Origin of the sequence: Rhizobium sp. AN80A (genome assembly GCF_030053015.1) — a bacterium.
Classification (GTDB): domain Bacteria; phylum Pseudomonadota; class Alphaproteobacteria; order Rhizobiales; family Rhizobiaceae; genus Rhizobium; species Rhizobium metallidurans.
The window spans coordinates 251,116-273,008 of sequence record NZ_JASJPX010000001.1; the positions used below are offsets into that span (position 1 = coordinate 251,116).

The 21,893-nt window shown below is 60.3% G+C and carries 21 protein-coding genes and 1 pseudogene; 13 read left to right on the forward strand and 9 right to left on the reverse strand.

Annotated elements, in window-relative coordinates:
• Positions 1–156: 156 nt before the first annotated feature.
• From P3R82_RS01185 to P3R82_RS01235, 11 genes are all read left to right on the forward strand, one after another.
• Positions 157–933: an ABC transporter substrate-binding protein gene (locus P3R82_RS01185; protein WP_283192675.1), complete on the forward strand. Its 777-nt coding sequence runs from the start codon at positions 157–159 to the stop codon at positions 931–933.
• A gap of 70 nt (positions 934–1,003) precedes the next feature.
• On the forward strand, positions 1,004–1,909 hold the full coding sequence (locus P3R82_RS01190) for a dihydrodipicolinate synthase family protein (RefSeq protein WP_283192676.1): 906 nt from the start codon (positions 1,004–1,006) through the stop codon (positions 1,907–1,909).
• 12 nt (positions 1,910–1,921) lie between these two features.
• Positions 1,922–2,638, forward strand: coding sequence for an amino acid ABC transporter permease (locus tag P3R82_RS01195; protein WP_283192677.1), 717 nt, complete (start codon positions 1,922–1,924; stop codon positions 2,636–2,638).
• A 2-nt stretch (positions 2,639–2,640) separates the two neighbouring features.
• Complete coding sequence (locus P3R82_RS01200) at positions 2,641–3,444, forward strand: amino acid ABC transporter ATP-binding protein (protein ID WP_283192678.1); 804 nt, start codon at positions 2,641–2,643, stop codon at positions 3,442–3,444.
• A gap of 155 nt (positions 3,445–3,599) precedes the next feature.
• Positions 3,600–5,654, forward strand: a complete 2,055-nt coding sequence (locus P3R82_RS01205) for a hydantoinase/oxoprolinase family protein (RefSeq protein ID WP_283192679.1) — start codon at positions 3,600–3,602, stop codon at positions 5,652–5,654.
• Positions 5,644–7,320 carry a hydantoinase B/oxoprolinase family protein gene (locus P3R82_RS01210; RefSeq protein ID WP_283192680.1) on the forward strand — a complete coding sequence of 559 codons (1,677 nt, stop codon included), beginning with the start codon at positions 5,644–5,646 and terminating at the stop codon, positions 7,318–7,320. The genes P3R82_RS01205 and P3R82_RS01210 overlap by 11 nt, the downstream gene beginning before the upstream one ends.
• A 31-nt stretch (positions 7,321–7,351) precedes the next feature.
• A complete protein-coding gene (locus tag P3R82_RS01215; RefSeq protein ID WP_283192681.1) occupies positions 7,352–8,500 on the forward strand; it encodes an alpha-hydroxy acid oxidase in 1,149 nt (382 codons plus the stop codon).
• Between the two features lie 58 nt (positions 8,501–8,558).
• A complete protein-coding gene (locus P3R82_RS01220; RefSeq protein ID WP_283192682.1) occupies positions 8,559–9,326 on the forward strand; it encodes an aspartate dehydrogenase domain-containing protein in 768 nt (255 codons plus the stop codon).
• 47 nt (positions 9,327–9,373) lie between these two features.
• The gene (locus P3R82_RS01225) at positions 9,374–10,120 is read left to right on the forward strand and encodes an electron transfer flavoprotein subunit beta/FixA family protein (protein WP_283192683.1); all 747 of its coding nucleotides are present in this window, start codon (positions 9,374–9,376) and stop codon (positions 10,118–10,120) included.
• 23 nt (positions 10,121–10,143) lie between these two features.
• Positions 10,144–11,073, forward strand: coding sequence for an electron transfer flavoprotein subunit alpha/FixB family protein (locus P3R82_RS01230; protein ID WP_283192684.1), 930 nt, complete (start codon positions 10,144–10,146; stop codon positions 11,071–11,073).
• Between the two features lie 132 nt (positions 11,074–11,205).
• Complete coding sequence (locus P3R82_RS01235; protein WP_283192685.1) at positions 11,206–11,412, forward strand: hypothetical protein; 207 nt, start codon at positions 11,206–11,208, stop codon at positions 11,410–11,412.
• A 13-nt stretch (positions 11,413–11,425) separates the two neighbouring features.
• On the opposite strand, the gene P3R82_RS01240 is transcribed toward P3R82_RS01235, so the two are convergent.
• The 7 genes and pseudogenes from P3R82_RS01240 to P3R82_RS01270 form a co-directional block, all read right to left on the reverse strand.
• A complete protein-coding gene (locus P3R82_RS01240; RefSeq protein ID WP_283192686.1) occupies positions 11,426–12,253 on the reverse strand; it encodes a ThiF family adenylyltransferase in 828 nt (275 codons plus the stop codon).
• Positions 12,250–12,498 carry a hypothetical protein gene (locus P3R82_RS01245; protein WP_283192687.1) on the reverse strand — a complete coding sequence of 83 codons (249 nt, stop codon included), beginning with the start codon at positions 12,496–12,498 and terminating at the stop codon, positions 12,250–12,252. The genes P3R82_RS01240 and P3R82_RS01245 overlap by 4 nt, the downstream gene beginning before the upstream one ends.
• A 14-nt stretch (positions 12,499–12,512) precedes the next feature.
• Positions 12,513–13,289, reverse strand: coding sequence for an amino acid ABC transporter ATP-binding protein (locus P3R82_RS01250; protein WP_283192688.1), 777 nt, complete (start codon positions 13,287–13,289; stop codon positions 12,513–12,515).
• A gap of 31 nt (positions 13,290–13,320) precedes the next feature.
• Entirely contained in the window at positions 13,321–13,965 is a 645-nt protein-coding gene (locus P3R82_RS01255; protein ID WP_283192689.1) for an amino acid ABC transporter permease, read from the reverse strand.
• A 10-nt stretch (positions 13,966–13,975) separates the two neighbouring features.
• A pseudogene (locus P3R82_RS01260) lies at positions 13,976–14,645 on the reverse strand (amino acid ABC transporter permease).
• Positions 14,642–15,091, reverse strand: a complete 450-nt coding sequence (gene aroQ, locus P3R82_RS01265) for a type II 3-dehydroquinate dehydratase (RefSeq protein WP_283192690.1) — start codon at positions 15,089–15,091, stop codon at positions 14,642–14,644. The pseudogene P3R82_RS01260 and the gene aroQ overlap by 4 nt, the downstream one beginning before the upstream one ends.
• A gap of 93 nt (positions 15,092–15,184) precedes the next feature.
• Positions 15,185–16,015: a transporter substrate-binding domain-containing protein gene (locus P3R82_RS01270; protein ID WP_283192691.1), complete on the reverse strand. Its 831-nt coding sequence runs from the start codon at positions 16,013–16,015 to the stop codon at positions 15,185–15,187.
• A 239-nt stretch (positions 16,016–16,254) separates the two neighbouring features.
• Here P3R82_RS01270 and P3R82_RS01275 point away from each other — a divergent pair, with 239 nt between their 5' ends.
• Entirely contained in the window at positions 16,255–18,141 is a 1,887-nt protein-coding gene (locus P3R82_RS01275; protein ID WP_283192692.1) for a sugar phosphate isomerase/epimerase and 4-hydroxyphenylpyruvate domain-containing protein, read from the forward strand.
• Here the strand turns inward: P3R82_RS01275 and P3R82_RS01280 are convergent.
• A complete protein-coding gene (locus P3R82_RS01280; RefSeq protein WP_283192693.1) occupies positions 18,138–18,812 on the reverse strand; it encodes a GntR family transcriptional regulator in 675 nt (224 codons plus the stop codon). The two genes, P3R82_RS01275 and P3R82_RS01280, sit on opposite strands and share 4 nt — an antisense overlap.
• 46 nt (positions 18,813–18,858) lie before the next feature.
• Positions 18,859–19,524, reverse strand: a complete 666-nt coding sequence (locus tag P3R82_RS01285) for a GntR family transcriptional regulator (protein WP_283192694.1) — start codon at positions 19,522–19,524, stop codon at positions 18,859–18,861.
• 1,009 nt (positions 19,525–20,533) lie between these two features.
• Between P3R82_RS01285 and P3R82_RS01290 the strand changes: the two genes are divergently transcribed.
• Positions 20,534–21,838, forward strand: a complete 1,305-nt coding sequence (locus tag P3R82_RS01290; protein WP_283192695.1) for an ABC transporter substrate-binding protein — start codon at positions 20,534–20,536, stop codon at positions 21,836–21,838.
• Positions 21,839–21,893: the final 55 nt, after the last annotated feature.

Consider the following 21,893-nt stretch of genomic DNA (forward strand, 5'->3'; position numbering starts at 1 on the left):
CAGGCGGAGCAGGGTTCGGCCGTCCGCGAAAGGCCCGAAGATCAGTCAATTACAGCAGTTGTCGAATGAAATTTCTTCAATTCGCGCCAGGAAGTCAGTTGACAAGTTTTTAAGTATACAAATAGGATACTGAAATAATCAGAAACGGGGAATGCCATGAAAATGCTTGATGTCATCGCCACCTCCATCCTTATGACTGCCTCTCTGACGGGAGCAGCTTACGCGCAGGAAGCACCGAAAAGCCTGAGGATCGGAACCTCGCTGACCCAGATGCCCTGGGGCTTCTACGATGATAACCAGAAGCCGACCGGCGTTGATGTCGCGCTCTGCGGCGCCATCGCCAAGCAGCTGGGGTCGAACGCCGAATTCATCAGCCTCGATTTCAAGGGTCTTATCCCGGCTCTCCAGGCGGACCGTTTCGACATGGTATGCGCCGCTATGTACATCACGCCCGAGCGTGAACAGGCCATTGCGATGGTGCCTTACATCCAGGCAAGCCAGACTGTCGTCACCAAGAAGACGGCAGATATCGAGGGACTGGAGGGGCTTTGCGGCCGTTCGGTCAGCGTGCTGCAGGGATCGGGCTCGCTGAAGGTGCTGCAGGAAGCCAGCTCGAAATGCGAAGCAGCCGGCAAGCCCGCCGTTACGATCCAGGCTTTCGACACCCAGCCCGTCGCCATCCGTGCGCTTGAGAATGACAGCGTCGAAGGCTTCATCGCCACCGATAGCCTCATTTCCTATTACATGAGCAAGAACGACAGCCTGAAGAAGGTTGCGACAGGCATCAGCCCGACAAAGCTCGGCATCGGCTTCCAGACGAACAACAAGGCCTTGGCGAAACTGGTCGCCGATGCCCTGACCGCGATGAAGGCCGACGGTTCCTATGACGCGGTCTTGAAGCAATGGGGCATCGAAAGCGCCGCGCTCAAGTAATCCGACATCACAGATCGGCCGATGACGGCGGGTCATCGGCCCGCTCGTTCCAGCAAGAAAGGTTTGGTTCATGAAAAGCGAACTCAAGGGTATTATCAGCGCCGTTCTCACGCCGTTCACCAAGGACGGCGTGGCGATCGACGAAGCCGCCTATGGCCGGTTGATCCGCTCGCAGCGCGATGCCGGCATCCATGCCGTCGTCGCAAGCGGCTCGACTGGCGAGCATCCGTCTCTGACGGTCGCAGAGCGCAAGCGCCTTTACGAGATTGCCGTCGAAGCGTCCGGCGACAAGATGGACGTGGTCGCGCATGTCGGGTCCAACAATGTCCGCGATGCGCTGGACCTTGCAGAGCATGCCCGCAAGGTCGGCGTCGATCAGATGCTGGTGGTTACGCCTTACTTCGATAGCTTGAAATTCACGGATGTGCAGCACTTTCTCGACAAGATCGTCAAGATTTCCGGCGGCCCGATCATCTATTACGACACCCCCTCGATCACCCGTCTCGACATCACCGAAGACCAGATGGTGACGCTGAAGCGCGACGGCCTCGTATCCCATATCAAGGACAGCCCGCAGAATTTCACCCGTACGATGCGCATGCTCTCCAACCCTGACGCACCCACCGTTCTGGCTGGGTCCGATCCGGCGCTTCTTGCCGTGCTTGCGCATGGCGCGCCCGGCTCGATCATCGGGGCATCGACCTTCATTCCCGAACTTTGCGTCGAACTCTACGACCGTATTTCCGTCGACAAGGACTGGAATGCGGCACTGAAGGTTTGGGATAGGCTGTGGCCGATCCTGAACTTCATGCTGCTCAACGGTTACGTGGCGCTTGCCAAGGCCGGTTCGGAAATCCGTGGCCTGTCGCTCGGCAATCCGCGTGAACCGCTTGCGCCATCTCCTGTCGAACTTCGCGAGCGCCTGAAGGTCGTGCTGGAGGCTTCCGGCGTCACGTCTCTTCCGCTGGCGGCATAAGGAGGGGAGGCAATGCACGTTTGGGACTGGTCCGTATTCTTCAATAATCTGGTGCATCCGGCCATCCTGACGGGCTTGTGGACGACGATCTGGCTGACATTGCTGACGCTGCTTCTGGCCATCGTGCTCGGAACCGTCGTCGCGCTGGTCGGCCGGATCGACAGTTTTCTGGCGCGGGGCTTCTACCAAGGATATGTCGCCTTCTTCCGGGCAACACCGCTTCTGGTGCAGCTTGTGTTTCTCTACAGCGCGTTGCCGCAGATGGGCATTCGCCTGTCGGTGATCGAGGCGGCGATCATCGGTCTCATGCTGTCGGAAAGCCCATATGTGGCGGAGATTGTTCGTTCGTCGCTGTCTGCCGTACCCACGGCGCAATGGGAAGCTTCCAAGGCGATCGGCATGCGACCGCTGTCGATCATGCGGTGGATCATCTTTCCGCAGGCGCTGAGGATCGCGGTTCCGCCGCTTGGAAACGAATTCGTCCGGCAGTTGAAGAACACCTCGCTGGTATCGGTGATTTCGATGACGGAATTGTTCCGAGCGACCGACAATCTGACCCAGACGAACTTTCGGGTACTCGAAGCCCTCTCCGTCGCGACGATCTACTACCTCGGAGTGACGGCCATATGGACCTTGCTTCAGAACGCATTCGAAAGACGGAATTCTAAGTGGTTCGCCGACGCCGGCGCGCCCAAGGCCGAAACACTGAAGACGGCTGCGGCGGTATGATAATGGCAACAGCAGTCAACAATTCCCATCCTTTCCTGCAGCTTCGCGACGTGGTCAAAACCTACGGTCATTACGTGGCCCTGAATAACGTCTCCGTCTCTGTTGAAAAGGGCCAGGCCATCGCCCTGATCGGCCCCAGCGGATCCGGAAAGAGCACGCTTCTGCGATGCATCAATACGCTTGAGACGATTTCCTCCGGCACGATCAAGGTCGGTGCAGAGGAGATCGGCGCGCGGACGACATCATCCGGTCGCCGCAAACTTGGGGAGAAGGTGCTGGCCCGCCAGCGGGAGGACATCGGCATGGTGTTCCAAAGCTTCAATCTCTTTCCACACATGACGGCGCTGGACAATGTGATGTCGGGTCCGCGGTTCGTTCGCGGACAGGATGACGAGCGCGCTCGCAGACAAGGCATGGAATTGCTGGCGCGTGTCGGGCTGGCTGACAAGGCAGGCAATTTTCCACGTCAGCTTTCCGGCGGCCAGCAGCAGCGCGTCGCTATTGCCAGGGCACTCGCCATGGAGCCGAAGATCATGCTTTTCGACGAGCCGACATCGGCGCTCGATCCAGAGACCGTACAGGAAGTGCTGAACGTCATACGCGAGGTTCGGGATTCCGGCATGACGATGTTGATAGCCACGCACGAAATGGATTTCGCACGCCATGCTTCCGATCGGACCATCTTCATGGAAGCCGGCCAGATCGTTGAACAGGGCGCTTCGAGCAAGGTTCTGTTCGAGCCCGAGACGCAACGCTGCCGGCGGTTTCTTGCAGGGCTGACGGGCGCTATCGCGGCCGCGAACTGAGAATTCGGAGAAAAGGCAGACACCATGATCGAAAGCGGGTTTCTCCGCCGAAAGTCAGAGACGGTCTTCTCTTCTATTTGCCATTCGGTATTCAATGTGGATGCTGAAATTGAAATTTACCCTCAAGGGTTATAAAGTCGGAAGCGAGAGACAGCATGGCTGACTGGATCGTCGGTGTGGACGTCGGCGGAACGTTCACGGATTTTTCTGCACGGGACCTTCGCACAGGCGCCGTTCATATTCACAAGCGCCCATCAACGCCGGATGATCCCTCGCGGGCGATTCTGGAAGGTCTGGGCGAGCTTCAGCAAAAGACGGGCATACCGGGCGAGGACATCGTGCGCTTTGCCCACGGCACGACCGTTGCCACGAACGCATTGCTGCAGCGTCGCGGCGCTGCCATCCGTCTCATCACCACAAAGGGCTTTCGCGATCTGGTCGAGATCGGGCGTCAGGTGCGTCCGCTGATTTACGACCTTCAGGAAGATGCGCCGGCGCCGCTCGTTTCGCGCAGCAACCGTCTGGAAGTGACCGAACGTATTGGTTCGCGCGGCGAGATCGTGGTTGAATTGACGGATGCGGAAATTGCGCGACTGGTCGCCGAATTGAAGGCGGCACCGAAGGTCGAAAGCATTGCTGTCTGCCTGCTCTTTTCCTTCCTCAATCCGGTTCATGAGCAGCGCATCGCGGCGGCAATCCGCGCTGCAATACCGGATGTCTACGTGTCGATTTCAAGCGAGGTTCAGCCGGAGTTTCGCGAATTTGAACGCTTTTCGACGACGCTGATCAACGCGTTCCTGCAGCCGGAGGTTGGCCGCTACATGGAACGACTGAAGGGAGCGATCAATCAGGTCGCACCGAATGCCAAGTTCGGTATTTTCCAGTCGAGCGGCGGTCTGATGTCCGTCGACAAGGCTCTTGAATTTCCCGTCCGGACGGCGCTTTCCGGCCCGGCTGCGGGTGCTGTTGGAGCGGCGGCAGCCGGCGGAAAATCGTCGATCGGCGATATCATCACTCTCGATATCGGTGGCACCAGCACCGACGTCTGCCTGATCAGAGACGGCGAGACCGAAATCGCTCATGTCCGCGACATTGCGGGCTTCCGTATTCGCCTGCCGATGGTCGATATTCATACGGTCGGTGCAGGCGGGGGCTCCATTGCCCATATCGGTCCAGACGGTCTGATGAAGGTCGGCCCTGAAAGTGCAGGCGCCGTTCCCGGGCCTGCCTGCTATTGCAAGGGCGGCACCAAGCCGACCGTATCGGATGCGAATGTCGTGCTCGGCCGCCTTCCGGCCTCGCTTGCCGGCGGCGGGCTGATGATCGATCGCGAGAAGGCGGTCGAGGCGATCAGGACGATTGCCGAACCGCTCGGCATTCCGGTGATCAAGGCGGCGCTCGGCATTTGCGGCATCGTCTCGTCGAACATGACGCGCGCAATCCGCGCCGTCTCGACGCAGAAGGGCCACGATCCGCGCGACTTCGCGCTTATGCCTTTCGGTGGCGCCGGTGGCCTTCATGCCGCCGATGTGGCGAAATCGCTCGGCATCAGACGCATCATTGTTCCCATCGCGCCGGGCATTCTTTGTGCCGAAGGCCTGATCGAGGCCGATCTCCAGGAAAACTTCGTCTTCACCTGCCGTACGCCGCTCGACGGTTCGCTGGCTGCAATCGAAACCGCCGTGGATCAACTTGATGAACAGGCTAAGGCCTGGATTGCGATCGAGGCACGGGGCGCCGAGGGGGCATATCGCCTGTTGACGCTCGACATGCGGTATGTCGGTCAGAATTACGAATTGCCGGTCACGCTTGGCCAGCCTGGCGAAGAGCCCAACCTGCCGCATATCGCGGCACTGAAGGAAGCGTTCTTCGAAGCCCATCAGCGCAGCTACGGTCATGTCGACCGTGAAGCGCCGATCGAAATCATGAACGTGCGGATGAAGGCGGTCGCGCGGCTGAGCCAGGTGGTCCCTCTTGCGGAAAAGCCCGCCGGGCCCGCCAAGGCTTCGGAATATCATGATGTCTGGTTCGACGAACATGCGTCGGTTTCTACCCCGATCTATCCACGCAGCACGCTGCAACCCGGCATCCGCCTGCAGGGGCCTGCCATCATCACCCAATTTGACACCACAACCGTAGTGCCGCCATGGGCCAGCCTGACGGTCGACCCTGCGCTTAGCCTCATTCTGGAGATCGACGATGCTCAATAAGGTAGGCCTTGACCCAATCGCACTCGAGATCAGCTGGAACGGCCTGAAGTCGATTACCGACGAGTGCTTCCTGACGATCATGCGCAGCGCGTTCTCGACCAATATCAAGGAACGTCACGACCATTCCACCGCGATTGCCGACGCCCAGGGGCGCCTCGTGGTGCAGGCGGAACACGCGTTGCCGATCCACCTCGCCTCGATGGCCGGCCTGATGACGCATATTCTCGACCAGTACGGCGATACGATCGCGCCGGGTGATGTCTTTATCGGCAACGATCCGCATGTCGCCGGCGGCACTCATCTGCCGGATATCAATCTCGCTATGCCGGTATTCGGCGAAGGGCGTCTGGTTGGCTTCGTTGCCAATATCGTCCACCACGCCGATGTCGGTGGCGCGGCCGTCGGCTCGATGTCGGGTGGACTGGACGAGATCTACAAGGAAGGCCTGCGTATCCCCATCGTGCGTCTGTTCAGCAAGGGTGTGCTTCAGGATGACATGATGCGTGTCCTCCTCCTCAACATGCGCCTTCCCGAAGAGCGCAAGGGCGATCTCAACGCGCAGATCGCAGCGGCCCGTCTCGGCGAGCGCCGCCTGCAGGAGTTCATCTCGCGCCACAGCGCCGCCTACATGGAGGCGGTGTTCGAAGACATCATTCGCCGCACCAATCTGCGTATGCGGGCTGCCATCGCCAAGCTGCCGGACGGCGAATACACATTCTGCGACGTAATGGATGACGACGGCGCCGGCACGGAAGACATCAAGATCAATCTCCTTATCCGCAAGTCGGGCGAGAAGATCCTGTTCGACTTCGAGGGAACGGACAGGCAGGTTCCCGGCAACTTCAACCTGACGTTCAACGCAACGCAGTCTGCGGTCTGCTTTTCGCTGAAGGCGCTGCTTGATCCTGAAGTGCCCAACAATCATGGAATTTTCGATGCGATCGAGATCAGGGCGCCGCTTGGCTCGTTCATGAACTGCGTCGCTCCGGCTTCAGTCGCATTGCGCGCCAATACTTGCCAGCGCGTCGTCGATATTGTCATCGGCGCATTGGCCGAGGCTCTTCCCGATCAGGCGATCGGTGCCGCCAATGGAGCCAATACCAGCGCCGTCTTTGCCGGCATCGATCCTCGCAGCGGCAAGCAGTATATCTATCTGGAAACGCTTGGCGGGGGCATGGGCGCTCGCGCGACGAAGGATGGCAAGGACGGCGTTCAGGTCAATATCACCAACACGTCCAACCTGCCGGTGGAAGCGATCGAGATCGAATATCCGTTGCGCGTCGACGAGTATGCGCTGGTGGAGGATTCCGGCGGTGCAGGCCGCTTCCGTGGCGGTCTCGGCATCCGCCGCACTATCCGCCCGGTCGACCATGACTGTGAGTTCAATGGTGTCGGCGAACGCTTCCGCAATCGGCCATGGGGCATTTTCGGCGGCACTGCCGGCCTGCCTGGCCGGTTCCTGCGGCTGGACGGCGCAGGCGGCGAAGAAAGTCTGCCCTCCAAGGCAAATCGCATCCGGTTGACGCCGGCGATGGCAGCTGTCATCGAGACCCCAGGTGCTGGCGGCTATGGCGAGCCGCGGGAACGCAGACCGGATATGCTTGCGGACGACGTTGAAAGCGGCAAGTTCTCCCCCGAATTCGTGGCCTTCAACTATCGCAAATAGGGCGGGAGGCATAACCGGGATGGTTGGCGGATTGCGGAATGCGGATGATTTTCGGGAGGCGGCGCGGCGACGCCTCCCGCGTCTGCTGTTCGAATATATCGATCGTGGTGCTGAGGACGAGCTTGCTCTGGGCGCTCTGCGCCGAAGTCTCGACGAAATCCAGTTCATGCCACGAATGCTGACCGGACATCCCACTCGCGACCTCTCCACCACCGTTCTCGGCCAAAGAGCGGAATTGCCGATCATCGTGGCGCCCACCGCGCTTGCGGGGTTCGCATCGCATAATGGGGAGATCAAGATGGCAAGGGCGGCCGCAAAGGCAGGTATTCCCGTCTGTATCTCGACCCAGTCGATCACGACGATCGAGGAAATCAGGGCCGGGGCGCCGGAGGCGATGCTCTGGTTTCAGCTCTATGTGTGGAAGGACAGGAGCCTGACCAGGCGGCTCATGGAGCGAGCCGCTGCAGCCGGCGCGACGACGCTTGTCCTCACCGTCGATACGCCCGTCGTCCCGAACCGTGAATATAACGCCCGTAACGGCTTCTCCATTCCCATGAAGATCACGCCGCGCGCGACCGCCGATGTCATGATGCATCCGCGCTGGCTGTTCGGTGTTCTGCTGCGCTATCTTCTGAGCAGCGGTATGCCGGTCTACGGTCACTATCCGAAAGAGTTCCGTGCCGCGATGACCAGACCGTCCGTTGCGAACGCGGTCAAGCTCGAAAACCTGCTGAACTGGGACGACCTGCGCGATCTGCGCCAATGGTGGCAGGGGAAGCTGGTCGTCAAAGGCATTTTCAGCGTTGAGGATGCGCGCAAGTGCTGGGAGATCGGCGCAGATGGCGTTGTGGTCTCATCCCATGGCGGGCGCAATATCGATAGTGCGCCCCCGACGGCGCAGATCCTCCCTCCGATCGCGGACGCTGTCGGCAAACATATCGAGGTTCTGGCCGACAGCGGTGTGAAGCGGGGTAGCGACATCCTGAAATACCTGGCTCTTGGCGCCAGGTCGGTGATGCTTGGACGATTGCCGATCTGGGGTCTGGTTTGTGGTGGAGAAGCGGGCGCACATGCCTTGTTCGAGATGTTGAAAACGGAGATAGACATTACGTTGTCGCTGCTTGGTGCGAGAACTCCGGGCGACGTAGAGCTGCTGTTGCCGCGAGCTGCCTCCCGGTAGCAGGAGGTCTCGCTGGCTTTGCGGTGGCAGGTTCTATCAGAATTATGCAGGTGGAATGATGACGTACAAGACTATTGGAATTATCGGCGCTGGCGTAATTGGCAGGAAGCTGTTCGATTACGTGAACGGCCTGGACGGAACCGAGGTCGCTTACGTCCTGGTCTCCGACCGGGAGAAATATGCCGGCGATACGGTGCTGGCCCCCTTCGTCATTGACGATGCCGTGCAGGCATTGGAGCGTCGAGCGGATCTGGTCCTCGAATCCGCCACGCCCGCGCTCTTGAGCCAACTTGGGCCGGATATCCTCGCTCATTCGGACCTGTGCGGATTCAGCTGCTCGGCGCTGGCCGACAGTGCGGTTGAGGAGGCGATGCATGCCGCGGCAAACAGAAGCGGCCGCCGCTTCTTCGTGCCGCATGGTGCGGTTCTCGGCCTCGATGGCCTGCGTGACGGCCGCGAGCAGATCGAAGAGGTGGTGATTACGACGACGAAGAGCGGCACGAGCCTCGGGCAGGCCGCGGATGCACGGGGTGTGCTCTTCGAAGGGACGACCCGCGAAGCGTGCGTGCGCTTCCCTCGCAACGTCAACGTTCACGCCGCAATCGCATTCGCAGGCATCGGTTTTGATCGCACACGCAGTATCGTCGTTGCCGATCCCGATACGAAGGCGATGCGCCACCATATCGTGGTTTCCGGCAAGGGATTGGAGTGGGAGATTTCCGTGAGCTCGCAGTCGCTTGGCGGCGTTACCGGCTCCTACACGCCTGCTTCGGCGATCGGTTCGCTGAAGAGGATACTGGGCCGCGACACTTTTGCTAATGCCTGACATCGGTCGCGGCAATCGAATGCCGCGCCATTCCTTTGGAGGACCCCATGAAGATTCTCGTCCCCGTCAAGCGGGTGGTTGACTACAACGTGAAGATCCGGGTGAAGCCGGATGGCACGGGCGTCGAACTGGCCAACATCAAGATGTCGATGAACCCCTTCGACGAGATTTCGGTGGAAGAGGCGCTTCGCCTGAAGGAAGCCGGCAAGGCCGAGGAAGTGATCGTGGTCTCGATCGGTCCGGCCAAGGCCGAAGAGACGCTGCGCACCGCGCTCGCCATGGGTGCCGACCGCGCCATCCTGGTGGAGACCGACGATGCCGTCGAGCCGCTCGCCGTCGCCAAGATCCTCAAGGGCGTCGCCGACGCCGAACAGCCCGGTCTCGTGATCGTCGGCAAGCAGGCGATCGATGACGACAGCAACCAGACCGGCCAGATGCTGGCGGCGCTCTTGGGCACCGCGCAGGCCACCTTCGCCTCGAAGATCGAGATCGGTGACAACAAGGCAACCGTGACCCGCGAAGTCGACGGCGGCCTGCAGACGATCGACGTCAAGTTGCCCGCGGTCGTCACCACCGACCTGCGCCTCAACGAGCCGCGCTACGCTTCGCTTCCCAACATCATGAAGGCCAAGAAGAAGCCGCTCGACAAGAAGAGCCCCGCTGATTTCGGCGTTTCCACCGCGCCGAAGCTCAAGGTGCTGAAGACCGAGGAGCCCTCCGGCCGCAAGGCGGGCGTCAAGGTCGCATCGGTCGCCGAGCTCGTCGAAAAGCTCAAATCCGCCGGCGTCCTCTAAGATCTGGAAAGGGAGATTACATCATGGCCATTCTTCTTCTGGCTGATCACGACAACGCAAGCCTTTCCGACCAGACCGCCAAGACGCTCGCGGCAGCCGCAAAAATTGGCGGCGACGTGCATGTTCTCGTCGCAGGCAAGGGCGCCAAGCCCGCGGCCGATGCCGCCGCCAAGCTGTCGGGCGTCTCCAAGGTCCTGCTCGCCGAAAGCGACGAGCTTGCCAACAATCTGGCCGAGCCGCTGGCCGACCTGATCGTCTCGATGGCGGCAAGCTACGACACCATTATCTCGGCCGCCACCTCGGTCGGCAAGAACGTGCTGCCGCGCGTCGCAGCCCTGCTCGACGTCGCCCAGGTCTCCGAGATCATCGAAGTCGTCTCCGCTGATACCTTCAAGCGTCCGATCTATGCCGGCAACGCCATCCAGACGGTGCAGTCGACCGACGCCAAGAAGGTCATCACCGTCCGTACCGCGTCCTTCGCCGCCGCCGCCGAGGGTGGTTCCGCTTCGGTCGAGGCGATCCCCGCCGTGTCCGATCCGGGTCTGTCGACCTTCGTCAAGGATGCGCTGTCGACCTCCGACCGTCCGGAGCTGACATCGGCCAAGATCATCATCTCCGGCGGCCGCGCACTGGGTTCCTCGGAGAAGTTCCAGGAGGTGATCCTTCCCGTTGCCGACAAGCTCGGAGCCGCGGTGGGCGCGAGCCGCGCGGCGGTCGATGCCGGCTACGCGCCGAACGACTGGCAGGTCGGCCAGACCGGCAAGGTCGTGGCGCCGCAGCTCTACATCGCCTGCGGCATCTCCGGCGCCATCCAGCACCTGGCCGGCATGAAGGATTCGAAGGTCATCGTCGCGATCAACAAGGACGAGGAAGCACCGATCTTCCAGGTCGCCGATTTCGGCCTCGTCGCCGATCTCTTCGACGCACTGCCGGAACTGCAGAAGGCTCTCTGAGGAGAACGCGCAAAGGGAGGTTGGCGGTGAAGATGACGCTGTTGCGCTCATAAGTCTTGCACAGCCGCTCGGAGAGCAGCGCTTCGCCCGAAGCACTGACCGGAATGTCATGCCGAGAGTGAAGCCGAGGGATTGCCGATCATCGTGCGAACCGGCGCGTGGTCCATCGTGAAAGGAGCGGCAGGTTCGGTGACTGCGGGTGCCGCCGGAAAGAGCCGTTGGGCTCTCGCCGGCGACAGGAACGTCGATGTCGGCGTCATTGCGACGGCGGCCGTCGCCGAGAACAGCTTCTTAGGAAAGGAGTGCACGCGAAGCCGCTGGTTGCAGCCGGTATTCTGATGATCTCGGGCTTTCAAATCCTCGCGACCGCGCGCAATTCCTCGGCTGTCGTGGGCGGAAAGCCGAAGAACTCCAGGTAGGCCGGGATCTGCTCGAAAAGCATGTCGGTGCCAACTTGGAAGGCGCACCCCCGGTCGCGTGCGGCGGCAAGAAAGGGCGTTATCTCGCTCTTCATGACGACTTCGCCGACGAAGGTCTTGGGCGAAAGCCGGGAGACGTCGACGGGGAGGGGATCACCCTTGCGCATCCCGAGCGGCGTTGCGTTGACGACGATGTCGAAGCCGGCAGGATCGGCGGATCCGGAGATTACTTCAGTCTGCGGATAGTGCGTGTTCAAGCGGCCCTGCAAGCCGTTCAGCGTTGTCTCGTTGGCGTCGTGAAGCGCGATGCGGCGCACGCTTGCCGCGGCCAACGAGGCGGCAATCGCAGAGCCGACGCCACCGGCGCCAATGATCAGGACGTCGGCTCCCCTGACGATCTGCCCCTTGCGCAGCAGCCCGCGCACGAAGCCTTCGCCGTCGAACATGTCGCCGATCAACTGCCCGTCCGCGCCGAGCTTAACCGCGTTGCAGGACCCGGCGACCTTCGCATTCGTCGAGATTTCATCGAGCAACGTCATCGTGGTGATCTTGTGCGGCATGGTAACGAGAGCGCCGTGAATATTGGAGAGCCGGAAGACGAGCTTCAGAAATGTGGGGTAATCCTCCGTCTTGCAGCCCATCGGGACGACGACGGCGTCGATGTCATGCTTCTCGAAATAGGGATTGTAGATCAGCGGAGCCTTGAAGGTTTCCGTCGGGTAGCCAAGATGGGCAATCAATCGGGTCGTGCCGCTGATCATGACGATCGCTCCGTGTCCTGCGCCGGAGCCCGGAAGTGACCAGTCGTGCCCGAACGGGCGGATGACTTGATCGCTTCGGCAGCGCGCGATGTTTCCGTGCCTGCCCGCCCGCTGACGAGCAGCCTGGTGTCCGCTGCGAGCGTCGTGCGCCGTTCTGAGGAAAGTGCCTCGATATGACGCTTGCCGATCGGATCCGCGCCCATGACGGCGATGTTCAAGCTGGCTGCCTGTTGATGCGTTGCCATCGACTTGCCCGCACCTAGTTCCGCAGGATTTCGCCGAGGAACTTGCGGGTTCGCTCGTAGCGCGGATTTGTGAAGAATTCGGCCGGCGACGCCTCCTCGACAATCGAGCCGCTCGCCATGAAGATCACCCGGTCGGCAACCTGGCGGGCGAAGCCCATTTCATGGGTCACGCAGATCATCGTCATGCCTTCTTCGGCAAGGCTGATCATCGTATCGAGCACTTCCTTGACCATCTCGGGGTCCAGTGCCGAGGTCGGTTCATCGAACAGCATGATCTTGGGGCGCATGCACAGCGCCCGGGCAATCGCGACGCGCTGCTGCTGGCCGCCTGACAGCTGGATCGGATATTTCTCCGCCTGCTCGAGGATCTTCACGCGGGCGAGCAGCGCGCGAGCGCGCTCAACTGCTTCCGCTTTACTGACCCCAAGCGCGCGCATCGGCGCCAGCATGCAGTTTTCGAGCACGGTCAGATGCGGAAAGAGATTGAACTGCTGGAACACCATGCCGACTTCGCGGCGGATCGCATCGATCGCCTTGGCCTGATTGCCGAGCAGAATGCCGCCGACGCGGATTTCGCCCTTTTCGTAGCTTTCGAGGTGATTGATGCAGCGGATCAGTGTCGACTTGCCGCTGCCCGACGGGCCGCAAAGCACGATCCTCTCGCCCCTGCGGACGGACATGTTGATGTCGTGCAGCGCCTGGAAGGCGCCGTACCACTTCTCGACATGGCTCATCGTGATGACGGCTTCGCCGGCGAGCGGGCTTTGGATGGAGGCGGTTGCTGTGGTCATGGCGTGGTTTCCATCGATCTCTGTGGCTGTCTTATCGCGCATGCGCGGCATTGAAGCGCCGCTCCAGGCGCGCGCCGATGATCGTCAGCGGGCAGCACATGAGGAAATAAAGGGCGCCGACAATGCCGAAGACTGTCAGCGGCTGGAATATCTGGTTGGAGATGATGTTGCCGGCACGTGTCAGCTCGGTGAAGCCGACGATCGAGGCGAGAGACGTGCCCTTGATGAGCTGGACGAGAAAGCCGATCGTCGCCGGCAGCGAGATGCGGATCGCCTGCGGCAGGATCACATCCTTCATGCGCGAGACGTATTTGAGGCTCAGCGCTTTCGCCGCCTCGGTCTGGCCGCGCGGAACGGCCTCGATCGAGCCGCGCCAGATCTCACCGAGATAGGCGCTGGCGTGCAAGGTCAGGCCGATCGCAACGGCCACCCAGGCATCGAGCTTCAACCCGATCAGCGCCAGTCCGTAATAGGTGACGAAGAGCTGCATCAAGAGCGGCGTACCCTGAAAAATGCCGATATAGATAGCCGTGATCCGCTCCAGGAGCGAAATGCCCGACGTGCGCGACAGCGCCACGGCAAGCCCGGCGAGGCAGCCGCAGACGAAGCCGACGGCCGACAGAAGCACTGTCCATTTCAGGCCGATCAAAAGGAAGACGAATTCTTCGCTGCCCATGTCTGCACCCTCACTTGACTGGATAGGTGAAATAACGGGCCGAGAAGAACGCGAAGAGGCGCATCATCAGCCAGGATATGACGAGGTAGAAGATCGTCACCGTGAAATAGACCTCGAAGCTGCGAAAGCTTTCGGATTCGATGCGCTGTGACACCGATGTCAGCTCGTAGGCGGAGATCGCCGAGGCGATGCTGGTCGATAACGTCAGAAGCACGAACTGGCTGGTCAGCGACGGATAGATCGCTCTCAGCGCCGGCTTGAGGATGATCAGCCGGAATACCTGCACCTTGTGGAGGCCGAGCGCCAGGCCCGCTTCCATCTGCCCTTTCGGGATGGACTGGACGCCACCCCTGATGATCTCGATCGCATAGGCGCCGCCATTGATGCCGAGCGCGATGATTGCCGTCGGCGTCGGGGCAAGACGGATGCCGATAAGCGGCAAGGCGAAGAACAGGAAGAAGATTTGCACCAGGAAGGGCGTATTTCGGATCAGCTCGACGAAACAGATCACCAGCCAGCGCACGGCCTTGATCGGCGAGTCCCGCAGTGCAACGCCGCCGATACCGATGACGATCGCCACCAGCATGCCGCAGATCGCCAGGAGGAATGTCCCGAAGTACCCCCATGAGAAGGCTCGGCAGCCCATCTATGACAGGCGTGAAATCCAGCTGATAGTTCATGCTTTCGTTGCCCCCACCATGCCCGCCATCGCCTCGATGGCGAGTTCATAGCCGCGCGCACCAAAGCCGATCATGATGGCGGTGGCGATGCGTGACACGAGGGATTTATGATAGATGTCCTCGCGGGCATGGACATTGGAAATGTGCAGCTCGATCTTCGGCGGATCGAAGGTCTTCAGGGCGTCGAGAAGCGCGATCGATGTGAAGGTATAGGCGGCGGGATTGATGATGATCCCGCAGGCTTGCGCGCGCGCCTGATGGATGCTCTCCACCAGTTCGCCTTCGAAATTCGTCTGGCGGAAATCGACCTCGAAGCCGAGGCTGCCAGCTTTGACGACGCACATCTGCCTGATATCGGCAAGGGTCGTCGAACCGTAGATGCTGGGCTCGCGCTCGCCGAGCAGGTTGAGGTTCGGTCCGTTGAGGACGAAGATGGTCTTGGTCATGGCGCGCATCTCAAACAAGCAGATTCATGCACAGGGTCGGGTGGACGGGCATCGCGATGCCCGTCTCGGATTTGGATTCCATGAGCGCTCCGCTCAGCCAGCCGTGAACGGAATACCGTCGAGCTTTTCCGGGAATTCCGGAACCGGCACTTTCATCCACTTGTCGTAGATGGTCTTCAGCTCGCCATTGCCCTTGATCTTGTCGATGAAGGTGTTGAGCGCGGCGTTCAGTTCCTTTTCGCCGAGGCGGGTGCAGGCGCCGTTATAGAGCTTCTGGAATTCGAGCTTGTTTTCGAACTCGCCGGGACGGGCTTTCTCGACACGGTCCATGTAGAAGATGTTGCCGCCGAGCGCATCGACCTGACCGGAAACGAGAGCCTGGACGCTCGCCGCATCGCCGTCGAAGCGGCGGATGGTGGCGGTCGGCGGCGCGTTCTTGGTGACCTGGGTATCCTGCGCCGCGCCCTTGGCGACCGAGATGGTCAGGTTCGCCATGTCTTCATTCGTCTTGATCGACTTGTTCTTGGGGCCGATGAGCACGATGGCGTTCGCGTTGTAGGGCTTGCTGAACTGCACGGCCTTGGCGCGATCCGGCAGCATGGCCATGGTCGCGAACAGCACATCGACACGGCCGGTCGTCAGCGCCGGAATGCGGTTGTTGACTTCGAGTGGTACGAACTCGACCTCGACGCCAAGTTCCTTGGCGAAGAGAGTGCCCATGTCCGCGTCGAAGCCATCCTGCTTGCCGGCCGACGTCACGAAGCCCCATGGCGGGTTGTCGCCTTGGATGCCGACGATCAGCTTGCCGCGAGCCTTGATTTCCTCGGGTGTCACGGCAGCGGCGGGCTGGGCGAGCCCGATAGCGGCGACGACAGCCGCGGCGCCGAGCATCGCATTGCGGCGGGTTAGCATCGATTTGAACATTGTTTTCCTCCTCCGTTGGGTGGCCGCTGGGCCTCCACAGTCATCCTCTCCCGACCGTGTGCGAGCATAATTGTCAGAGATCAGTTCTAGCAGCAACATATTTTTTGAAAAATCTATGATGATAATCAATTTCACACGTGAATTGAAATGCGGCAGGCATTCTGCATAATGCCTGCACAGAAGGTGCCGAAGCTGCGGGCTTTGCCATCATCGACTGGCGAGATCGGGAGGATACGGACATGAAGACTTCGATTGCGACTGTCAGCATCAGCGGAGAATTGCCGGACAAGCTTGAGGCGATCGCGAGAGCAGGGTTTGACGGGGTCGAGATCTTCGAGAATGATTTCCTGGCCTTCGACCGCAGCCCGGCGGAGGTTGGAAAGATGGCGCGCGATCTCGGGCTGGCGATCACGCTGTTCCAGCCCTTCCGCGACTTCGAGGGTATGCCGGAGCCGCTACGCCGCCGGACCTTCGATCGTGCAGAGCGAAAATTCGATTTGATGCAGGAACTTGGAACGGATCTCGTTCTCGTCTGCTCGAATGTCTCGTCTGCCGCGCTCGGCGGGATCGATCGCGCCGCTGCGGACTTTCACGAGCTCGGCGATCGCGCCGCGCGCCGGGGCTTGCGGGTTGGTTATGAGGCCCTCGCATGGGGTCGCTTTATCAATGATCATCGCGATGCCTGGGAAATCGTCCGCCGCGCCAATCATCCAAATGTCGGCCTGATCCTCGACAGTTTTCATTCGCTGTCGCGCAAGATCGACGTCAACTCGATCCGGTCCATCCCGCCGGAGAAGATATTCATCGTTCAGCTCGCCGACGCGCCCCTGATCGATATGGACCTGCTCTACTGGAGCCGGCATTTCCGCAACATGCCGGGTGAGGGCGATCTGCCGGTCGCCGAGTTTACCGAGGCCGTCGCTTCGACCGGCTATGACGGCTACTACTCGCTGGAGATCTTCAACGACCAGTTCCGGGGCGGCTCCACGCGCGAGATCGCCGCCGATGGCCATCGTTCGCTGATCTATCTCGGCGACCAGGTGGGCCGCAGGGTGAAGACCGCAATCGGGCTCGACATGCCGCCTCGGGCTGCGGCCGAAGGTGTCGGATTTGTGGAATTTGCGACCGACGAGGATGAAGCCGTCGAGCTCGAGGGTCTGCTCTGTACGCTCGGTTTCAGCAAGGTGGCCGTCCACAAGTCCAAGAATGTCAGCCTCTACCAGCAACGCGACATCCGCATTCTCGTCAATGCCGATCCGGCAGGCTTTGCCAGTGCCGCCTATGCGGTTCATGGCACCTTTGCATATGCGATGGCACTTGCCGTTGATGATGCCGCGCAAGCCTACAAACGGGCTCTGGCGCTGGATGCAGAGCCGTTCCAGCAGGCGGTGGCCGAGGGCGAGCTTGAAATCCCCGCCATCCGCGGTGTCGGCGGGGGCTTGATCTACCTGATCGATCACAAAAGTCCGCTCGGCCACTTCTCGGAGATCGACTTCGAGCAGGTCCAAACGGAAAAGGACTCCGATGCGGGGCTGCTGCGGATCGATCACGTCGCACAGACCGTCGGCTATGACGAAATGCTGACCTGGCTGCTGTTCTACACCTCGATCTTCGAGACCAGCAAAACGCCCGTCGTCGACATCATCGATCCCGGCGGTGTCGTGCGCAGCCAGGTGATCGAAAATGCCGACGGTTCGCTTCGCATCACCATGAACGGTGCCGAAAACCGCCGTACGCTTGCCGGTCACTTCATCGCCGAGAAATTCGGCGCCGGTATCCAGCATCTGGCCTTTTCGACGGACGATATCTTCGCCACCGCGAAAGCACTGCGCGAAAAAGGCTTCAAGGCGCTTCACATCTCGCCGAACTACTACGATGACGCAGAGGCGCGGTTCGGCCTCGATCCTGATCTCAGCGAGCGGCTCAAGGCAGAAAACATACTCTATGACCGCGACGAGCAAGGGGAATATTTCCAGCTTTACAGCGGCACTTACGGCGAGGGTTTCTTCTTCGAGATTGTCGAGCGGCGCGGTTATCGCGGCTACGGCGCCCCGAATGCCATCTTCCGGATTGCGGCGCTGAAGAAGCAGATGCGGCCGGAGGGTTTGCCGAAGGACGCGCTCTAGGCAAGTCGACCACTTTTCAGCACATGGTCGACGCCGCTCTGGATGTGGCTGACGACCACCGCCTGGGCGCCGGCGATGTCGCGCTTAAGTGCGAGCTGGAAGAGCAGCTTGTGATCATCGACCACGGCCTGACCGCGGAAGCTGCGGGCAAGCATGTGATAGCGCAGGAAGCGGTCGAAGACCGAAGATAACGTGGTCATCAGCGTCGCGGAATCGCAGGCCGAGACGATCGCCTGGTGGAATTCCCAATCGTAGCGCACCCAATCGACGGTGCGGGACGCATCTCCTGACAACAGCTTCTTTTCGGCAGCTGCCAGCTTGTGATGTGCCGCGACGATCCGGCCTTCCCATTCCAGATTGCCCGCCGCAAACGAAAGCGCGATCGCGTGAGTCTCCAGAACGCGGCGCAGATCCGCAAGCTCCGCCAGTTCCTTGCGCGATGCCGGGCTGACCTCGAACCCACGCTGCCCTTCGGCCATCACCAGATTCTCGGTGGTCAGGCGGCTGAGGATTTCACGAAGCGAGGAAACGCTGATCGAATAGCGTTCCTTCGCCTGCTCAAGCTTGATTTTCGCGCCGGGCGCCAATGTACCTGAAATGATGTCTTCGCGGATCTTCCGGAAGACGATATCGCTGACGGTCTCGGATATCCCGGTAGTGGGCTTCAGCATGGCATTTCCTGATCGACATTCGAGGACAGGTGATCACGGTTGTTGATCAAAGGCGTTTCTTTGCCAGCGCGTGTTCGACGCCACCCTGGATGTGGCGCTGCAGGATCGCCTTGGCCGTCGCGCTGTCGCGGGCAAGCGCTGCCTGCAGAAGCTGGCGATGCTCCGCCTCAGCCACGTTGCCGCGATAGGAAAGAGCGACCATCTGATAGCGAAGATACTTGTCGAAGACCGCCGAATGCATGTCCATGAGAAGGCGTGAGCCGCAGGCCGCGATAAGCGCCTGATGGAACTCCCAGTCATAGCGTTTCCAGTCTTCAGCCTTGCTGGTATCTCCGGTGGCCATGACCTCTTCCATGCGCGCGAGCTTGTAATGAGCAGCCATCAGAGCGGCCTCCCACTCGACATCGCCGCGGCCGAAAGACTGTTCGAGCGCGTGCTCCTCCAGCAGCAGCCTGAGCGCCGCGATCTCCCGCAGATCATCCTCTGAAACCGGTGCAACATCAAAGCCACGCTGTCCCTCGGCGATCACCAGTCCCTCGGAGGTCAGGCGGTTCAGAATTTCGCGTAGGGTGCTGACGCTGGTGCCATAGGCAGCTTTGAGACTGTCGAGTTTCAGCTTGTGCCCGGGAGCGAGACGCCCGAAGATGATATCGGCCTTGATCTGACGATAGCTGCTCTCCGCGACGGTTTCGCTGGAAGGTGGCTGCGGCACGATGATCTCCGATATTATTCATTTTATCATAGGTGTATCGGGTATCGAAGCCGATGGCAATATGGAGTGGGTCGCAGAGCATTCGCTCATTTCGGCGAAGCTGGTTGGGCTTTGCGAGGGTTTCTCAAGCATGAGCCTACGTGCATCAAGCTGCAACCTTAACGGCCGCCTGACATCGAACAAGCGTCAGCTGCACACTATGTGTTTGCAGCAACCGGATTTGCGCAGGCACTCTACGCCTCCGATGACGGCTTGGCCGTTCCCGGCGCGGATGAGGAGTTGGTGAGGCTGCTCGGAGAACTGGCGCCCAGGCACGAGATTCTCGCAAACATGAGGAATGGGCCACCGCGATTTCGATAGCGTGGCTTTGCAGTAGGACCTTGTGCGACCGGCTGGGGCAAGCTCCAGGCGTTGATCTCTCGTAAGGGCAGGCGCGTCCGGCTCACCTGTCGGCGACAACCTTATTGGTTGCATCGCGCCTGCTGAACTTGCTGTCCCAGAAGCTTACCTCTCCGATATTGATGTTTCACGGAGATGGCGTCCGCACCATCTGTTCCAATGGCATCGCCATAACGGGGAACGTGCTGCCCGGGCAAGTCGATGATTTGGTTGGCCAAATCGATTTCGGCATTGAAGCCATTGATATGTGAGTTGGCAATGTTCGGGTTTGGCGAAGACATCGTCTTGGAAACATAACCATAGCCTTTGCGCCATCTTTGGCAGCAAGTCAGGAATGTTTTCCACCTCCTAACTCATTTCCACAAGTCAGTGACATTGTCACCGCGTCCTCGGGCCGGATCCTATGATCACGGCAATGTTTTCGCGATTGTCACAAAAACGTTGCGGAAATTGATGATTATGCGCGTGTACTTCAACAAAATCACCACGGTTCACTTTTCCAATCCGATAACTTTTTCACGGCTGCACTTACAACTCGGCGCTGCTGCGGTCGTGTGGCGGCCCACGGTTTCAGATTGGTTGAATTTCTATCAGTAAGAGGATTTCAGAGATGAGCACAGCAAACTTCGACAAAAATCGCCGCAGCCTGCTGGCTATGGCTCTTGCCGCACCTTTCGTAAGTGCAATTCCGGGCGTCATTGGCTCGGCTCGCGCACAAAGCCGCGTCAAAATCCAGTTCATGTATCCCGTCGATGTTTCCGGCGACATGAATGCGATCATCTCCGGGTTGATCAAGCGCTTCAACACCGAGCATCCGGCCATCGAGGTCGAGGCGATCTACGCCGGCAACTACGACAATACCGAGCAAAAGGTCATTACGTCGCTCGGCGTGGGCGAGCCGCCATCGCTGTGGCTGCCGATCAATTCCGCGCTGCAGACCTTCCGCGGCCTCGATGCCGTCGAAGATCTGACTGCGGCCGCCAAGGCCGATGACATCTATCAGGATTTCATCCCGGGCTTCCTCAATACCACCCTGTCAGACGATCGTTTGTGGGGTCTGTCTTTCCAGCCGTCGACGCCGGTGCTTTACTACAATGCCGATGCGTTCAAGGCGGCAGGCATCGCCAAGGCTCCCGAAACCTGGGACGAACTGCACGCGACCGCCAAGGCTCTGACACTTCGCGAAGGCGACACGTTGAAGCGCTGGGGCCTGATCATCGGTGGCGGTTGGCACGATTGGATGTTCGAATGCTATTGCCGCCAGAACGGCCTGCTGCCGTGGCAGAAAGACAAGGTTCTGTTCGATCGCCCGGAAGCCGTCGAAGCACTCGAATTCTGGAAGACGATGGTTGATAGCCGCGTCATGCCGACGGCATCGACATGGCAGGGTTCGGCCAACGACTTCATGGCCGGCGCGACCGCCATGCTTTATCACTCGACCGGCTCGCTCGCAAACCTCATGAAGACGTCGCCCTTCGAAGTCGGCGTAGCCTTCATGCCGAAGAAGAAGACCTGGGGCGCCTCGCAGGGTGGCGGGCCGATCATGATCGCCAAGAAGCAGTCGGATGCCCAGAAGGAAGCCGCTTGGACTTTCGCACGCTGGATGACTTCGACCGACGTACAGGCTGAATGGGGCAAGGCGACCGGCTATCTCGCCGTACGCAAGTCGTCCTGGGAAACGCCGCTGATGCAGGACTACGTCAAGAAGGTGCCACAGGCGAAAGTCGCTCTCGATCAGGCAACCGAGTCCGGTCCGTTCCTTCAGGTTCCAGCCTACTCGCGTGCGCGTGACCTGCTGAAATCGGCAATCGACCGCACCATGCTGGGAGAGGTCGCGCCGGCGGCCGCATTGACCTCGGTGACTGCCGAGATCAATCGCGAAATCACCCGCGTCATGCGTCGCCAGGCCGGCTGATCGAGTAGATCCCCTTTAGCGCGGCATCCGAGAGGCTGCCGCGCCTTCCTTTATG